At 65.8% G+C, this 15,236-nt stretch carries 15 protein-coding genes and 1 pseudogene; 6 read left to right on the forward strand and 10 right to left on the reverse strand.

Annotated features, from left to right (window positions below; genetic code table 11):
• Positions 1–18: 18 nt before the first annotated feature.
• On the forward strand, positions 19–213 hold the full coding sequence (locus DL891_RS17550) for a hypothetical protein (protein ID WP_232819199.1): 195 nt from the start codon (positions 19–21) through the stop codon (positions 211–213).
• On the opposite strand, the pseudogene DL891_RS17825 reads toward DL891_RS17550, so the two are convergent.
• From DL891_RS17825 to DL891_RS14625, 3 genes and pseudogenes are all read right to left on the reverse strand, one after another.
• A pseudogene (locus tag DL891_RS17825) lies at positions 153–638 on the reverse strand (SDR family oxidoreductase); the annotation flags it as partial. The gene DL891_RS17550 and the pseudogene DL891_RS17825 overlap by 61 nt on opposite strands.
• A 26-nt stretch (positions 639–664) precedes the next feature.
• The gene (locus DL891_RS17555) at positions 665–1,330 is read right to left on the reverse strand and encodes a hypothetical protein (RefSeq protein ID WP_111721184.1); all 666 of its coding nucleotides are present in this window, start codon (positions 1,328–1,330) and stop codon (positions 665–667) included.
• Positions 1,323–1,706, reverse strand: coding sequence for a PadR family transcriptional regulator (locus DL891_RS14625; RefSeq protein WP_111721185.1), 384 nt, complete (start codon positions 1,704–1,706; stop codon positions 1,323–1,325). The genes DL891_RS17555 and DL891_RS14625 overlap by 8 nt, the downstream gene beginning before the upstream one ends.
• 140 nt (positions 1,707–1,846) lie before the next feature.
• Between DL891_RS14625 and DL891_RS14630 the strand changes: the two genes are divergently transcribed.
• Positions 1,847–2,878: an ornithine cyclodeaminase gene (locus tag DL891_RS14630; RefSeq protein WP_111721186.1), complete on the forward strand. Its 1,032-nt coding sequence runs from the start codon at positions 1,847–1,849 to the stop codon at positions 2,876–2,878.
• 30 nt (positions 2,879–2,908) lie between these two features.
• On the opposite strand, the gene DL891_RS14635 is transcribed toward DL891_RS14630, so the two are convergent.
• Both DL891_RS14635 and DL891_RS14640 read right to left on the reverse strand, forming a co-directional pair.
• The gene (locus tag DL891_RS14635; protein ID WP_111721187.1) at positions 2,909–3,748 is read right to left on the reverse strand and encodes a bifunctional 2-polyprenyl-6-hydroxyphenol methylase/3-demethylubiquinol 3-O-methyltransferase UbiG; all 840 of its coding nucleotides are present in this window, start codon (positions 3,746–3,748) and stop codon (positions 2,909–2,911) included.
• A 216-nt stretch (positions 3,749–3,964) separates the two neighbouring features.
• Positions 3,965–4,588 (reverse strand): hypothetical protein, encoded by a 624-nt coding sequence (locus DL891_RS14640; protein WP_111721188.1) that lies wholly within the window; start codon positions 4,586–4,588, stop codon positions 3,965–3,967.
• Between the two features lie 223 nt (positions 4,589–4,811).
• On the opposite strand from DL891_RS14640, the gene DL891_RS14645 reads away from it, so the two are divergent.
• Positions 4,812–6,782, forward strand: a complete 1,971-nt coding sequence (locus tag DL891_RS14645) for an ATP-binding protein (RefSeq protein WP_111721189.1) — start codon at positions 4,812–4,814, stop codon at positions 6,780–6,782.
• Positions 6,779–7,426, forward strand: coding sequence for a response regulator transcription factor (locus DL891_RS14650; RefSeq protein ID WP_232819200.1), 648 nt, complete (start codon positions 6,779–6,781; stop codon positions 7,424–7,426). The genes DL891_RS14645 and DL891_RS14650 overlap by 4 nt, the downstream gene beginning before the upstream one ends.
• On the opposite strand, the gene DL891_RS14655 is transcribed toward DL891_RS14650, so the two are convergent.
• The 3 genes from DL891_RS14655 to DL891_RS14665 all read right to left on the reverse strand — a co-directional run bounded on the left by DL891_RS14655 (position 7,402) and on the right by DL891_RS14665 (position 11,451).
• On the reverse strand, positions 7,402–8,364 hold the full coding sequence (locus DL891_RS14655) for a pseudouridine synthase (RefSeq protein ID WP_111721210.1): 963 nt from the start codon (positions 8,362–8,364) through the stop codon (positions 7,402–7,404). The two genes, DL891_RS14650 and DL891_RS14655, sit on opposite strands and share 25 nt — an antisense overlap.
• Before the next feature lie 78 nt (positions 8,365–8,442).
• Positions 8,443–10,386 (reverse strand): BCCT family transporter, encoded by a 1,944-nt coding sequence (locus DL891_RS14660; protein ID WP_111721191.1) that lies wholly within the window; start codon positions 10,384–10,386, stop codon positions 8,443–8,445.
• A gap of 72 nt (positions 10,387–10,458) precedes the next feature.
• Positions 10,459–11,451, reverse strand: a complete 993-nt coding sequence (locus tag DL891_RS14665; protein ID WP_111721192.1) for a 1-phosphofructokinase family hexose kinase — start codon at positions 11,449–11,451, stop codon at positions 10,459–10,461.
• A 133-nt stretch (positions 11,452–11,584) separates the two neighbouring features.
• Here DL891_RS14665 and DL891_RS14670 point away from each other — a divergent pair, with 133 nt between their 5' ends.
• Positions 11,585–12,205: an SRPBCC family protein gene (locus DL891_RS14670; protein ID WP_111721193.1), complete on the forward strand. Its 621-nt coding sequence runs from the start codon at positions 11,585–11,587 to the stop codon at positions 12,203–12,205.
• Between the two features lie 102 nt (positions 12,206–12,307).
• Here the strand turns inward: DL891_RS14670 and DL891_RS14675 are convergent, their stop codons facing one another.
• Both DL891_RS14675 and DL891_RS14680 read right to left on the reverse strand, forming a co-directional pair.
• Positions 12,308–12,964, reverse strand: coding sequence for a response regulator transcription factor (locus DL891_RS14675; protein ID WP_111721194.1), 657 nt, complete (start codon positions 12,962–12,964; stop codon positions 12,308–12,310).
• A complete protein-coding gene (locus tag DL891_RS14680; protein WP_157962538.1) occupies positions 12,961–14,202 on the reverse strand; it encodes a sensor histidine kinase in 1,242 nt (413 codons plus the stop codon). The genes DL891_RS14675 and DL891_RS14680 overlap by 4 nt, the downstream gene beginning before the upstream one ends.
• 157 nt (positions 14,203–14,359) lie before the next feature.
• On the opposite strand from DL891_RS14680, the gene DL891_RS14685 reads away from it, so the two are divergent.
• Complete coding sequence (locus tag DL891_RS14685; protein WP_111721196.1) at positions 14,360–15,073, forward strand: hypothetical protein; 714 nt, start codon at positions 14,360–14,362, stop codon at positions 15,071–15,073.
• The last annotated feature ends 163 nt before the right edge of the window (positions 15,074–15,236 follow it).

Below are 15,236 nucleotides of genomic sequence, written 5' to 3' on the forward strand. Positions count from 1 at the left end.
GTCTGAAGGGCGCGGAGAATGACCCGCGCAATGAATTCGGCGCTGTGCGGGCGCAACCCGTGCACGCTCGCGCCGGGCGCCAGGAAGCGGCCGCCGTTGAACTCGGTCGCAGTGATGAACGGCAGCACCACCGATACGTCGACACCGCTGCCGGCGAGTTCGAGACGAGTTACCGCGCTCAGTGTGTTGATCGCCGACTTCGTCGCCGCGTAGGCTCCCGTGCCGAGAGTGAGATGCACGGCCGTGCCGGAACTGATATTCACGATCGACCCGCCACCCAGCTCGCGCATGATCGGGATGACCCGCTGCATCAACGTCGCGGGCCCGATCAGGTTCAACTCGAGTCCACGACGAAAAACATCGGGAGCAATGCTTTCGAGGGCCCCATGCAGGCTCGCCCCGGCATTGTTCACCAGTCCGTCGATCCGGCGGAATCGTTCGAGGGTCGTGCTCACGATTGCGGCCACATCGGCTGCCGCGTTCATGTCGGCGCGAACAGCCAGGGCTCCGCCGAGCTCGTTCGACAGTGTGCGCAACCTGTCGATCCAGCGGGCCGTGAGAACCGGGTGCGCGCCCGCGGCGTGCAGGGCGCGGGCGGTGGCCTCGCCGATTCCTGACGGTGCCCCGGTCACGATCACGATTGCGCCCTCGGGTGATGCTGACCTCAGCGCCGGAGTGCGCGCCAGAGCAGCCAGATGCCGACGATCACATTGATCAGGACGATCAGAAAGAGGCTCGACATCGGGGAAACGTTGCCGAATTGCGGCTCGTAGAGCCCACCCGATTCAGGCGAACCGCCCTGGCTCAACAGGTCCACCAACGCGCCCCCCAGCCACGCCACCAGTACCACCGTGAAGGGCAGCACAGTCGCCACCCACTTCTCCCACGTGCGCCAGCTCTTCGACAGCCACACCATGGCGATGCCGACGATCCAACCGAGGACCGGGATGACCACCCCGCCGAGCGCAACGAACAGGCTCGCCACCACGGTGTACCAGCGGGGGTCTGCCGCAGTCTGCGTCCCCGCGGCGCCGCCGATCACAGTGCCGCCAGCCGCCGCGCCGCCAGCTGCCGCGCCGACGCCAGAAGCCCCTGCGCCTTGGCCCGCCGCGGCTGGCACCCCGGCCTCTGTCCGGGCCTCGGCGGCAATGAACATCGGATCACCGAGCCCCTCGATGCGGGTCGCCGCCGTGGCGGCATCCAGCCCGGAGAGCTCTTCGGCGATTCCGGCGACGATCTCGTCGGAGACCTCGGTCGGCACGCCGATCAGCGCAGCCTGAAGCTCGGACAGGTAGCTGCGCACAACCTGGGGCTGAACGGGGTCAGGCATGGTGATCCTCCTCGACATTGCGTTCCTTGGCGTGGTGCTCTTCGACACGATGCTCCTCCTCGATGAGTTCGTCGACAGTACGACTGAACGGTGCCCACTGCAGCCGAAACTCTGCGAGTTCGCGAATGCCGGCATCGGTCAGGCGGTAATACTTGCGCACCGGGCCAGCGTCGGATTCCTCGTCGAAGCTTGAGACCAGTCCCTGCGTGCGCAACCGGGTGAGCATCGGATACAGCGTGCCGATACTCGCGATCAGCCCGCGGGTGACCAGCGTTTCGGAGAGCTGCCAACCATACATCGGCTCGCGCGCGAGCAGGCCGAGCACACAGTACTCGACTACCCCCTTGCGCAATTGGGCGCCGACATCAGCTCTCATGCATTGCATACTACTATGCGATGCACGCTAGCTCAACGCCGATCTGGACTGGGACAGCATCCGCGTAGAGTTGAGGGTGATAACAGTTTTCTCCAGCGCCACGGCGCTCGGATCTTCAGTGAGAGTTGATGGTGCCTTTTATGACGCGATTCGTAGACGTGCGAAACATGGTGCGCTGGGCCGGCGAACAGGGCCCGGAGAAGATCCTCGCCGGTCTGATCGGCTACCTCGAGGAGGACTTCGGCAAGTGGGAGGTGTTCGACAAGACCCCCCGCGTGGCCAGTCACACCCCGTTCGGTGTGATCGAGTTGATGCCCACCAGCGACCATGAGACCTACGGCTTCAAATACGTCAACGGCCACCCGTCGAACCCGGCCCGCGGCTACCAGACCGTCACGGCGTTCGGTGTGCTCGCCAGCGTGAGCAACGGCTACCCCACATTCCTGGCCGAGATGACCGTGCTGACCGCGTTTCGAACGGCCGCCACCAGCGCCATGGTGGCCAAGGTGCTCGCCCGGCCCGACTCGACAACGATGGGCATGATCGGCGCCGGCAGCCAGGCCGAGTTCCAGGCCCTGGCCTTTCGCACCGCGCTCGGGATCAACTCACTGCGCATGTGGGACACCGACCCGGCCGCGGTGGAGAAATTTGTGCGCAACATGACGCCGCACGGCTTCGACATCCACGTCGCCACGAGCGGCCTCGACGCGGTCACCGGCGCCGACGTGATCACCACCTGCACCGCCGACAAGACCCACGCCACCGTGCTCACCTCCGACATGGTCGGCGCGGGCGTGCACATCAACGGCATCGGCGGCGACTGCCCCGGTAAGACGGAGCTCGACACCGCCATCCTCTACCGCGGCGATGTCTTCGTCGAGTACACACCGCAGACCCGCATCGAGGGTGAGATCCAAGACGTGCCCGCTGACTTTCCGGTGACCGAGATCTGGGAGGTCATGGCCGGCCGCAAGCCCGGGCGCACCTCACCCGAACAGATCACCGTGTACGACTCGGTCGGCTTCGCCATCGAAGACTTCTCGGCGCTGCGCTACGTGCGCGACCAGATCGGCGACAACCCGGACTACTCCGACGACATCGACCTGGTGGCCAACCCCGACGACCCGAAAGACCTGTTCGGCATGATCGGGGTGCTCTCCCCCGTCGGCTGACCGGCAAAGCGTGGCCGTCCGCCACGTCGCCTACGCGTTCTTCGTCGCCTGCAGGGTGAAACTGAGCGGAAGCCGCCACGGGTCTTCGAGCATCCGCCATTCCCCGTCGTCGTCGCGCTCCATCCGCCCAGGAAGGGCCTCCCACGGAACGCTCACGTGTTCTTCCAGCCCGGTGAGAGTCATCCCGTGGGCGAGCAGGGCGGTGATCATCTCGCCGAGGCCGTGGTTCCATTCGTGGGTCACGGTCGACTGAATGCGCACGTCGGTGTCGACGTAGGTGCCATCATCCTCCCAGACCAGTGGCTCGGGCCGTTCGAAATACGGGTAGCGAAGGGTGAGCGCGTCCGGCCGCTTCTCGTCGACTGCCATCAGCACGGGATGGGCGTCGCGGATGAACAACCGCCCGCCCGGCTTCAACAGTGCGGCCGCGGTGTGCGCCCAGCGCTCGATGCTGGGCAACCACATGATCGCCCCGATCCCGGTGTAGACCAAGTCAAACCGCTCGGCGCCGAGCACGTCGGCGGCCCGGTAGACGTCGGCTTCGACAAAGGGGATCGTGGCCCCGGATGCCTCGGCGAGCGCCCGTGCCTGCACGAGCGAGGCCGGCGAGAAGTCGAGCCCGGTCATCTGTGCGCCGAGCCGGGCGAGGGAGAGGGTGTCGGTGCCGATGTGGCATTGCAGGTGCACTCCGTCAAGCCCCGCGATGTCGCCCAACCGGGGCCGGTCGAAGCGAACGACGCCGCTCAAAAAGTCTGGTTCGGCCAGAAACCGGGCGACCGAGTAATCGGCGGAGGCGACATGCGCGGGCGCCCGCTCGTCCCAGTTCGCCCGGTTGAGGTGGAGATATTCACCGGCCACGCCTGCCCTCATCTCGCTCATTGTCTGCGCGAGACTCACGCGAGTTTCGCACGCTCGAAGGGTATCGCGGCCAACGATTCGGCGCGCGCGGACCCGCGCGCTCCCGGCTGGCCCTTCGGCGTGTCCCCGGCGATCGGCGGTCGGCCGACGCTAACGTCAGCGACAGCCGGCGAAAAGTGTTCGGGTCACCTTTCGCCGGCTATCGCAGCCCTCACGCGGGTCGCGCCGTTACTGTTTTGCGCCCACGAGTGCCTCACCACGCATCGACCGTGCCGGCCGCGGCGACGATTCGTCGTCCAGCGCGAATGGCAGCAGCGCCACGCCGAACAGCGCCATCGCCTCGGCATAGGCCGGGTGGGCGAACGGGGATGCACTGATCGCGAACGCCCCGATCACCGCGAGCAGAGATCCGGCCAGCAAGATCGCGGGCAGACGAAGGGCGCGGCGGCGCAACAGCGGCACTCCCAACATCACCGGCAGCAGAAGCAGAGCGAAGAACACAATGGTCGGAACGATCTCGAAGATCCCGAGCGCACTCTCGTTAGCGCCGGTGAACAGCCCCCAGATCGCCATCGCCGCGAACAGCGCGAACGCGACGATCAACAACCGGCGCACCCAGCGCACGTAGCCTCCGGTGTCGAGCCTTGGCCCGACCTGGATCAGGACCACCATCAGCAGGAGATAGGGCAGTGCGTGACCGAAGTTGATGCCGGCGATCATCCACGGGTAGCCGTCCGTAAAGTTCCACGGCGGCGGCGCGTTGTTCTGAAACCCTTTCCAGAGCGCGTCGGTGATGGCGATGGTGGAGAGGGTTGCGGCGCCGGCGACGCCGGCAAGTGGAAGAAGTTTCATGATGTCTCCTTGCTGCGACCCGATAGTCGGCGGCCGCGAGTAGTGGATGCTGCAACGGGTTGTTCCGTATGCCTCCATCTTCGGAGCGGGCCCAGCCGCCGGCATCCGCACCGGCGCACCGATCGTGTCCCCCGCGGGTCGGGCGCCCGAAGGCGGTCGGGGTGGATACCGGCTCCGACCTTTGGCGGATGCGGTCGGGGCACACCCCCATTAGCCTGAAGCCATGAGGCTCACGGCGCCGCGACTCAGCGACTGGTTGTTGGCGTTGTTGGTGCTCGCGTCGATGCTGTTCTACCTCGTGCCCGCAACGGCGTGGGCCGGCGTGATCGCCCCGCTGTCTGCCCTGGCCGTGCTGTACATCAGGCAACGGCCCATTCCCGCGGCTCTGGCATTGGCCGCGCTGCAACTGGCCATGCTCCCGCTGGACGTGGACCCCGAGAACCCGGCGCCACTCGCGTCCATGTTGATCGCGACCTACACTCTTGGCCGGAGCAGTCGGCTGGGTTGGGCAATCGTCACCGCTTCGGTCTACCTCCTGTCGTTCCTGGTTCTGGATTTCTCGGTGGGCACGGTCGGTTTCGTCACGGTGATCATCGGCGGTGTGTTCACCTTCGGGGTGCTCGTGCGACGCCGCACCGACCGGGCCCACCGGGCGCGCCACACCGCGAATGCGTTGGAGGAGACGAACCTCGCCGGTCACACCGCCCGTGTCGTTGCCGATGAGCGGGCCCGGTTGGGCGGTCAGGCGCTCCACGTGGTGCGTGGTTCGGTCGACGCGATGCGCACCGACGCCGCGGCCGCCATGATCACCCTCGACCCGGCGCTGATCGCACGCATCGCGGAACGCGGGCGCGCGGCGATCACCGAGTTGCGCTGGATGCTCGGACTGCTCCGCACCGAGGCCGAACCCGACGCACGGGCACCGTCTCGCCGCCGACTGAATCAGGTCACCGACGCCGGCGTTGCGGCCGTGCTGATTATGCTGACGATCCTCGACGCGCACCTTCCCGAGCAGCCGCGGGTCTCGGCAATCGGCTGGGTGCTGCTGCTCGCCCTGCCGGCCACGATCATCCTTCGCCGGCGCTACCCGGCCTGGAGTTGCCTGGCCGCCGCCGTGATCTTCGCCGCAGTCACCCTCAGCGGCACACCGCTGTTCATCGGGTTCGGTATCGGCTCCATGGTCAGTGTGAGCCTGCTGGCCTGGTCGGCGGCGGTGAGCGGGCGACGCCTCGACTGGCTGTCATTCACAGGTCTGGTGATCGCGGCGACCCTGCCGGTGCTTGTCGCCGAACCCGGCAATGTGCCCATGCTCCTCGCCATCTTCGTGATTCCTGCGTTCGCGGGGCACCAGTGGAGTGCGCGCGACCGGGAACGGTGCCGTGCCGAGGAACGCGCCGCGGCGCTGCAGGGTGAGATCGACCGCCGGGTCGAACGTGCGGTGCGTGCCGAGCGGTTGCGGCTCGCCCGCGAACTGCACGACGTGACCAGCCACGCGGTTGGGGTGATGGTTTTGCAGGCGGCGGCCGCCGACACGTTGAAGCACACTGACGCCGAAGCAGCCCGCCGCGCGCTCGTCACGGTCGAAAACGTCGGTGCCAAAGTCCTCGCTGAGATCACATTGCTGTTCGACCTGCTCGATGCGGGCGCCATCGGCGGACCGGGGCTGGCCGGGGCCCCCGTGGAGCCGCTCGGCGACCTGGTCGAGCGGATGCGGTCAGCCGGGATGACGATCGACTTTGCCGAATCCCGACCGCAGCAGGAAGAACAGACCCGCACAACCACCGGGAACGGGGACTGTGTCGCTGAAGAACCGGCCGCGATCGCGTATCGGGTGGTGCAGGAGGCTCTGACCAACGTTGCTCGGCACTCGCCCGCGGCGGCCGTGCGTGTGCGTGTGACGCACACCGCCAACGAGATCCAGGTGCAGGTCGACGACGACGGTGCCGGATTCGATCCGGGGGTCGCGAGCGCCGGCTTCGGCCTCGCCGGCCTGACCGAACGCGTGCGGGCCGGCGGCGGTCACTTCACCGCCGGTCCGCGCCCGGGTGGGGGTTTTGCGGTGTCCGCGAAGATCCGCTGCCAGGAGGAGGCCGCGCCGCAGGTTGAAACGACATCCGCAGCATGGTTCGCCGCGTTCGGCCACGACGACTTCGATATCGTGGACCATCACGTCAAGCGAATGGAGACACCGTGATCCGGGTGGTGATTGCCGACGACCATGACCTGATCCGTGGCGGCCTGAAGGCGATTCTCGACGCCGAATCCGATCTTGAGGTGGTCGGCGAGGCAGCCGACGGCGCCGCCGCGGCGCGGGTGGCGGCATCCGAACAGGCTGACATCGTGTTGATGGACGTGCAGATGCCCGGCGCAGACGGCATCGAGGGTGTGCGGCTGCTCGGCAGATCCCGGCCCGATGCCCGCGCCCTGATGCTCACCACCTTCGACCTCGACGAGTACATCTTTCAGGCGTTGCAGGCCGGCGCCAGCGGGTTTCTGTTGAAGACCACGCCGCCCGCCGAGCTGGCGGCGGCGATCCGGGCCAGCCACAGCGGAGAACTGCTGTTCGCGCCGAGTGTCACCCGTCGTCTGGTGGAGGCGTATGTGCGACGGCCCCCGGTCGGCGACGGGGTGCCGCCGCAACTGGCCGAGCTCACCGAACGCGAACTCGAGGTGTTTCGGGTGATGGCCCGCGGGTTGTCCAATGCGGAGATCGGCCGCGACCTGTTCCTGGGCGAAGCAACCGTGAAGACCCACGTCACCCACATCTTGGCCAAGTTGCGCCTGCGCGACCGGGTGCAGGCCGTGGTGCTCGCCTACGAGTGCGGGCTCGCCGGCTGAGAGCGTTGTTCGGCAGCGCCCACTGGGCGCAGCGGAAGCGTGCGCTCGCTGGCGAAGTGACGCGGGCTCCCATCGAGCGGATCACGAAATCTCAGTTCGCTCGACAGCAGCTGCAGCGGGGTGGAGAAGTCGTCGATGGCGACATCCTGAACCGACGGGTACAGCGGGTCACCACTGATCGGGATGCCCAACCCCCACATGTGCATCCGCAATTGGTGGGTGCGCCCGGTTCGTGGTGTCAGCCGATAGATGCTGTTGCCGCCGAGCTCGGTTTCAAGATCGATCAGTGACTCGGAGTTCGCGGGCTCCCCCGGCCGCACCTCGGCCTGCATGCGGCCGCGCTGCTTGACCAGGTGATTGCGCACCGTGACCGGAAGTTGCAGCCCGGGCCGCAGCGGGGCAACGGCACGATAGGTCTTGGTGATTTCGCCACGCTGAAACAGGGTCTGATAGCAGCCTCGCCAGCGTTTCTCGGTCGCCAGAATCAGTACACCGGATGTCACCCGGTCAAGCCTGTGCAGCGGTGACAGTTCGGGGAGTCCCAGTTCGGCGCGCAGCCGCACCACCACGCTCTGCTGCACGTGCCGGCCACGCGGAATCGTGGAGAGAAAAGCCGGTTTGTCGATCACGACAAGACGTTCGTCGCGGTGGATGATGCGGATGCGCCCGGGAACGACCGTCTCGTCGGCGAGATCGCGGTGGAACCAGACAAAAGTATTCGGTTGGTAGCTGTCATCGCCACTCACCGGCACACCGGAGCCATAGACGATCCGGCCGTCTGCCAGAAACGAGGGCACGTCGATGAACTCCGACAGGCGCTGGTCGAGCCAGTGCCCCATGGTCGGCCAGGGCGCCGGATGTGCGGGGTCACGGTCGGGAGTGCGCATCCACGCGGCGTCGAGTCCGTGTCGTTGCGGGAGCGGCGAACGTGGGGGCACCACCCGATCGTACTTCGCGATGGCGGATCCGGGGTTTCCAGACGTGGTCTGTCTGTCTCCAACCCGACTGGGCCCTGTTCAGCGGCCGCCCGTTAGTGGATCGTGGCCGTCGTCGTCGCTCGTGCGATCGGGTACGTCCGGTGAGTCGCTGCGCGCTCGGGGGTCACGGTCGACGACATAGTCGACGTCGCCGGTGGGAACGCCGCCGGGCCCGGCGTTGGTCGCATCAAGTGCTTCGGTCGTGGCGTGTTGCGGGGGCAGGTCGCCGTCGACCCGGGTGAGCACGGGGCGCAGCGGGGCCTCAACCACATCGAGCGACTTTGTCTCAGCATCCGGACGCGTGCTGGTACGACGCGTGCGATTTCGTAGCCATTTGGGCCGCCGGATCACGATGCCCCTCTCGATCGGACCTTCAACCTCGAGCCCGTAATATTCACCGATCTGGTCGACCAGTTGCGCACGTGCAGCTCTGTCGTAGGCCCGACGCTCACGACTGAACGCGACAACGGTCGCCCAGCAGACGAGCAGCAGGATAATGCTGAAAGGTAGGGCGATGATGATCGCGGCGGTTTGCAGCGACTTGAGGCCCCCGGTCAGCAGAAGCGAAATTGCCAGCACCGCGGTGACAAGGGTGAAGAAGACTCGTACCCATCTGCGCGGGTTGATCTGTCCACCGCTGGCGATCATTCCCATCACCAAGGCGCCGGAGTCGGATGAGGTGATGAAGAAAATCGTGATCAGCAGGAGTGCACCAAAGGTGAGCACTGTGGTGCCGGGAAAATAGGCGAGCATCTGGAACAGCGCGGTGTTCACATTCACTGTTCCGTCGGCCTGGGTGAGCGCTCCCGGCTGGTTGAGCTCGATGAAAAGTGCCGAGCCGCCGAGAACCGCAAACCACAAGATCGTGATCAGTGTCGGAACGAGGATCACACCCATGGCGAACTGGCGCACCGTGCGGCCTTTTGAGATGCGGGCGATGAAGATTCCCACGAATGGTGACCACGATATCCACCAGCCCCAATAGAACGATGTCCACGCCGCTTGCCAGGCCTCGCCGTCTGCGCCCTGAAAAGCACTGACCGTGAATGAGAGCCCGACGTAGTTCTGGATGTAGTTGCCGATCGACTGCACCCATTCTCGGAGCAGGAACTCTGTCGGCCCGAAAATCAGCAGGTAGAGCACGAAAAGTCCGGCCAGGGTGAGGTTGATCAGCGAAAGCCACTTCATGCCCTTTGTCACGCCCGAGAGCACAGAGAACAGCACGAACACGGTGATCACCGCGATTATGACGACCTGACCTACTGAGGAAGGTGAGACTATCCCTGCGAAGTCGAGGCCCGCGCTGATCTGGAGAACACCGAGGCCCAATGAGGTGGCGACTCCGAAAATGGTGCCGACCAGCGCGACCACGTCGATCGCGTTTCCCCAACCGCCCTTGACGCGCTTGCCCAGCAGGGGCTCCAGTGCCCAGCGAATGGAGATGGGTCGCTTGCGCCGATGGATGGCGTAGGCAAGGCCCAGCCCGACAACGACGTAGATCGACCACGCCTGCACTCCCCAATGCAGGTAGGTCTGGCTGAGCGCCGCCTGCGCGAGTTGCTCGGGAGTGCCGGACACGCCCGGACGGGGTGTGACGAAATGGCTGAGTGGCTCGCTCACTCCGTAGAATACGAGGCCGATTCCCATGCCGGCGGCGAAGAGCAGTGAAAACCAGGAACCCAAGGAGAATTCTGGTTTGTCCGCGTCCGCCCCGAGTCGGATGTCACCGAATCTGCTGAATCCCATGAACAGTGCGAAGGCGACGAAGAACGCAGCGATAAGGACGTAGTACCAGTTGAATGCGTTGACGATTGATGACTGGATCGCGCCGAACGCGGCCTCCGCCAGGTGTGGGACAAGCATCGCGAAAAGGCTGAAGGTGAGTACGATCACGGCGGCGGGCCAGAACACCCAACGCTTCACCGACGACGCACGTTTCTGCGTTGCAGGAAATATCGGATCAGTGGGTGTCTTTGTCGACATGTGCCAACATTAGTCTCACGCCTCCACCGTTGCGACGGAATATTTCTGCACTCACCAAAGTATCTCCACCGATCATGGATTCGCTGCCTGAGCAGCGAGTTGCGCCTCCAACCGTTCCACGTCCGCTGGGTAGCACAGGTCGGTGCCCGGTGTCATCGCGGTGGCACTGCCGGCAGCCACCGCCCAACGGAACGAGTCGGCGAGGGTGCGCCCCTCTGACATTCGCAACACGAAGGCGCCCAGAAAGGAGTCACCGGCGCCGACGGTGCTCTGCACCTGCACCATCGGTGTGGCCAGACGCAGTACGTCCTCGCCCGAAGCGAGCACCGCGCCCGATCCGCCCAAGGTCAACGCCACCAGTTGGGATGCTCCCCGGGCGACCAGCTCCTGGGCGGCATCCACCTGGGCTTTGGGCGTGTCCAGCGACTGACCGATCAACTCGCCAAGCTCACGACGGGAGGGCTTGACCAGGAACACCCCTTCGTCGAGCGCGGCTGCGAGGGCATCACCGGATGCATCGACCACACAACGCGCGTCGTTCGCGTGGGCGATGCGCGCGGCCCTGGCATAGAAATCGACCGGCACGCCCGGCGGCAGGCTGCCGCTCGCCACAACGTAGCCGCCGCGTGGCACGGAACGCTCCAACGCCGCGAGGCACGCCTGCCATTCGGGCTCGGAGAGCTCGGGCCCCTGCAGGACGAAACGAAACTGCTCGCCGGTCTTCGCCTCGTCGACGGTGAAACTCTCTCTGGTTGTGCCACTGATCGGCACGCTGAGGGTGGGCAGACTCTCGGCTTCGAGTAATTGCCGGTACATGCCACCGGTCAGGCCGCCCACGGCGTAGATGGCGATCACCTGACCGCCGAGCCGGTGGATGACCCGGGCCACGTTCACCCCGCCGCCGCCGGGATCGAGGCGACTGGGGCCGCAACGAAGTTTATGTTCGCTCACCACCTGGGGCGTTGCGGTGCTCACATCGAGCGCCGGGTTCACGGTGAGGGTGACGATCGGCACTCCGGGTGCGCTGGGGCCGGGTGCCGGCGGCAGGGTGTCAGAAATGGTCATGATTCACTCTAGGCAGTTCGCCGGCCGCCCGGGTCGAGGCGCGTGGCCGGGGGCCGCATACATCACTTGAACACGGCGTTACTCGGGCGTAGCCTCTGACATAAGCAGTCAAACCTATCGTGAGAAGGCTCGGATGAGCACTGTTGAAAGCGACGTCAACGTCAGGGTTCCGATCAGTGTTGCCTACACCGTGTGGACGCAGTTCGAGTCGTTCCCCACGTTCATGGACTCCGTCAAGGAGATCACGCAAACCAGCGACACCGAGTTGCATTGGCGGGTGAAAGTCGCGGGGGTTGAACGAGAGTTCGATGCGGTGATCACGGAGCTCATTCCCGATGAGCGCGTTTCTTGGAAGAGCGTCGACGGCAGCACCCATGCCGGTGTGGTGACTTTTCACCGGCTCAGTGAAGACGAGACACGCGTCAGCGTGCGCATCGATTGGGCTCCTGACGGCTTCGTGGAAAAAGCGGGCGCGCTGCTGCAGGCAGACGACATCGCAATTGACCGCGATCTGCGCTCATTCAAAGACATGATCGAAGCACAGGACGTTGAAACGGATGGCTGGCTGGACCAGTTGGGTTTTCCGGGAGGGAATGCGCCGGAGAATCTCGCTGAGTACGACGCCGCTGACGGCAACGAGGCCCTGCCCGACTTCGATGAGGGTGAGCACGGGGCACGGGGGGCCGATGGCCCAGACGATGATGCAATCAACATCAGCGAGAGTGACGGGCCAGACCTGCACCGCGACCACTGACACGCCTCATTCCGGCCCTACGGCTGTTCTGCTCGGATGACGTCACGTACGCTCCGGTTCACGCTGTCCGAACCAGAGCCAGCAGCCCGTCAATAGCCGCAGTCAACTCTCCCCAGGGCGCACCAGCCCCGACTCGTAGGCGAGCACGGCGACCTGCACCCGGTCACGCAGAGCCAGTTTGGCGAGCAGCCTGGACACGTAGGTCTTCACCGTCGCCTCGCTGAGAAACAGCTCACGGCCAATGTCAGCGTTCGACAGCCCACGCGCCACCAGGCGCACCACCTCCAGCTCCCGTTCGGCGAGCGCGGCCACCTCGGGTGGCAGTTCACCTGCCAGCGGATGCCGCGCGAACTGTTCGAGCAGACGTCTGGTCACCGCTGACGCCAGCAGGGTATCCCCGCGGGCAACCTGGTGAACGGCGTGCACGAGATTTCCGGGCGAGACGTCTTTGAGGAGAAACCCGCTGGCGCCAGCCTTGACCGCGCGATAGACGTACTCATCGAGATCAAAAGTGGTCAGGGCAAGCACACGAGGTCTGGGTTCCGGCCCGGCCATGATGGCGGCTGTCGCTTCGACACCGTCCATCACCGGCATCCGAATGTCCATCAACACAACGTCGGGCGCCAACTCGGCCGCGACGCGCACCGCCTCCGCGCCGTTTGCGGCCTCGGCCACCACGTCGATCCCGGCCCGCTCGAGAATGAGTCGGAAGCCTCCACGCACCAGTTCCTGGTCATCAACGACGATCACCCGGGTCATGACACTCCAACCGGCAGGGTGGCGTGCACGGTGAACCCGGCGGCAGTACCCGCCGCGTGCATTTCGCCTCCGTACAGCGCCGCGCGCTCCCGCATTCCGATCAGCCCGTGGCCACCGGCACGCTGGTTTTCACCACCGTTTGAGTCACCACCGTTTGCGTCACCACCGTTTGAGTCACCACCGTTTCCGTCATCGGCGACCGTCACCCGCACGGCGTCTTCGGAACGGTGAACGTGCACGTCGACGCGGGTCGCAGATGCATGCCGGCGCACGTTCGTCAGCGCCTCCTGCACAATGCGGTAGGCGGCCAGGTCGACACCTGCGGGCAGGTTGACGATTTCGCCTTCAACGGTCAATCGCACGTCGAGCCCGGCACCGCGGGCATCTTCGACCAGCGCCGCCAACTCGCCCAGGCCCGGTTGCGGTCGTAGCTTCAACCGAGCCCCTCCCGCTGCCTCGCCACCGGTGACCAAGTCTGCGGTGGCATTGTCCTCGTCCTCGCGCAGCATGGCCACCAGCCGGCGCATCTCAGCCAGCGCATCCGCTCCGGTCGACCTGATCGTTGCCAACGCCCCACGCACATGGTCAGGGTCGTCGCCGACCACCTGCTCCGCGGCTCCCGCCTGCACGATCATGACGGTCACCGCGTGCGCGACAATGTCGTGCAGTTCTCGCGCGATCCGCGCTCTCTCATCGGCAATCGCGGTGATCACCCGGGTGCGGCTCTCTGCCTCGACTTCGATCGCCCGCAACCGGCTGGCGGCGGCTCGCCGTTCGGAGCTATGCACGAGGAGCCCGATCAGCCAGGCGAGCATGATCGCAAGCCAGTGGAACACGATCTCGCCCACGTCCTGGAGCTCAGCCACCCGCAGGTCGAAGAAGAGCATGCAGGCGGCAGCGACGGCCAGGCCGATCAAACCGCCGCGGCGTGACGCGTAGCGCGCGACCGAGTACGTGGCTACCACGATGGGCACCAGCTGCCCCCAGAACAGAATCAGAATCGGCTGGATCATGAAGGCGACCGGCCAGGCGAGCATCACCACGAGTGCGGTTGCCAACGGCCAACGGCGACGGAGCGCGAGGGCCAGACATGCGATCACCGCGACGACGGTGCTGACCGCGGGTGAACCGTCACCAACAGCCGAGGGCAGAGGCACCCAGATCTCGACGAGGGCGATGGCAGCCAGACTCACCGCCAGTGCGGCGTCGATCCCGTGGCGAAGCATCCGTCGGTTCACACCGCCAGCCTATCCAGCGGTGCTGGCGGGCGAATCGCCCTGAAGTTGATCGGATGATCAACTCTGGGCTGATGACACACGCCCCGGCCGGCTCGTAACGTCGATGCCACGACGGGGCCGTGCGACACCTGCCCCCGGTCACCAACGAAGGAGAATCATGATTCAGATCGCCGCCATGCGCCGTATCGGCGTCGCCGTCAGTCTTGTGCTGGCCGCTGTCTTGAGCATTGTCTGGGTGGTGCTGCGCCCGGTCGCCGACGGGTCACCGGCTGGCCAGCTGGCGGCGATCGCCGATGCGCCGGGACTGGCCACGGCATCGACTGCCGCGTTCGTGCTCGCCCAATTGCCGTTCCTGTTGGCCGCGCTGGGCATTGCCCACTTCATCGCTGACCGCGCCCCCGTTCTTGCCACGATCGGGGCGTCACTGGCCGTTCTCGGCGGATTCGGCCATGCCGTGTTCGGTGGGGTGCAGCTGGTGCAGGTGGGAATGGCCGCCGACACCGCCAACGTGGAGGTGTATGCCGGGCTGTTGGCGGGTGCGTTGCCCTGGCCGCTCATGGTGATGATGCTCGCTGGCACCGTCGGGACGGCCCTCGGGCTGCTGTTCTTCGGGATCGGCCTGATGAGGGCCAAGGCCGGTCCGCGCTGGGTGCCGTACACCCTCTGGGGTTTCATCCTGGTCGAGTTCGTCGGCACCGGCCTCACCTCGTGGGCGAGCCTGGCCTCCGGACTGCTCTATCTCGCCTCATTCGCCGCGCTGGCCGTGGCCGTGTGGCGCAGCCCGCTCGCTCTCTGGATGAGCGGCACCGCCGTCGCCCGCATCGAGGCGACACGAACGCACGGCCGAAAGAGCGTCCCCGACCGCGTCTGATCCCGCCGAGCGTTCAGTAGATGAGGTTATCCGCTTGGCAGAGTCATATGGTCGTAGCAACGCTCTGAGTGATGGAGTGTCTATTGGTCAAGTTGTTTCCGGCGAATACGCGGACCGAGTTCGTTGATCTGGTGTGCGCCGGCGCGTCCGTGTCTGGTGCGGC

The sequence above is a fragment of the Homoserinimonas sp. OAct 916 genome, assembly GCF_003260275.1.
Lineage (GTDB): Bacteria > Actinomycetota > Actinomycetes > Actinomycetales > Microbacteriaceae > OACT-916.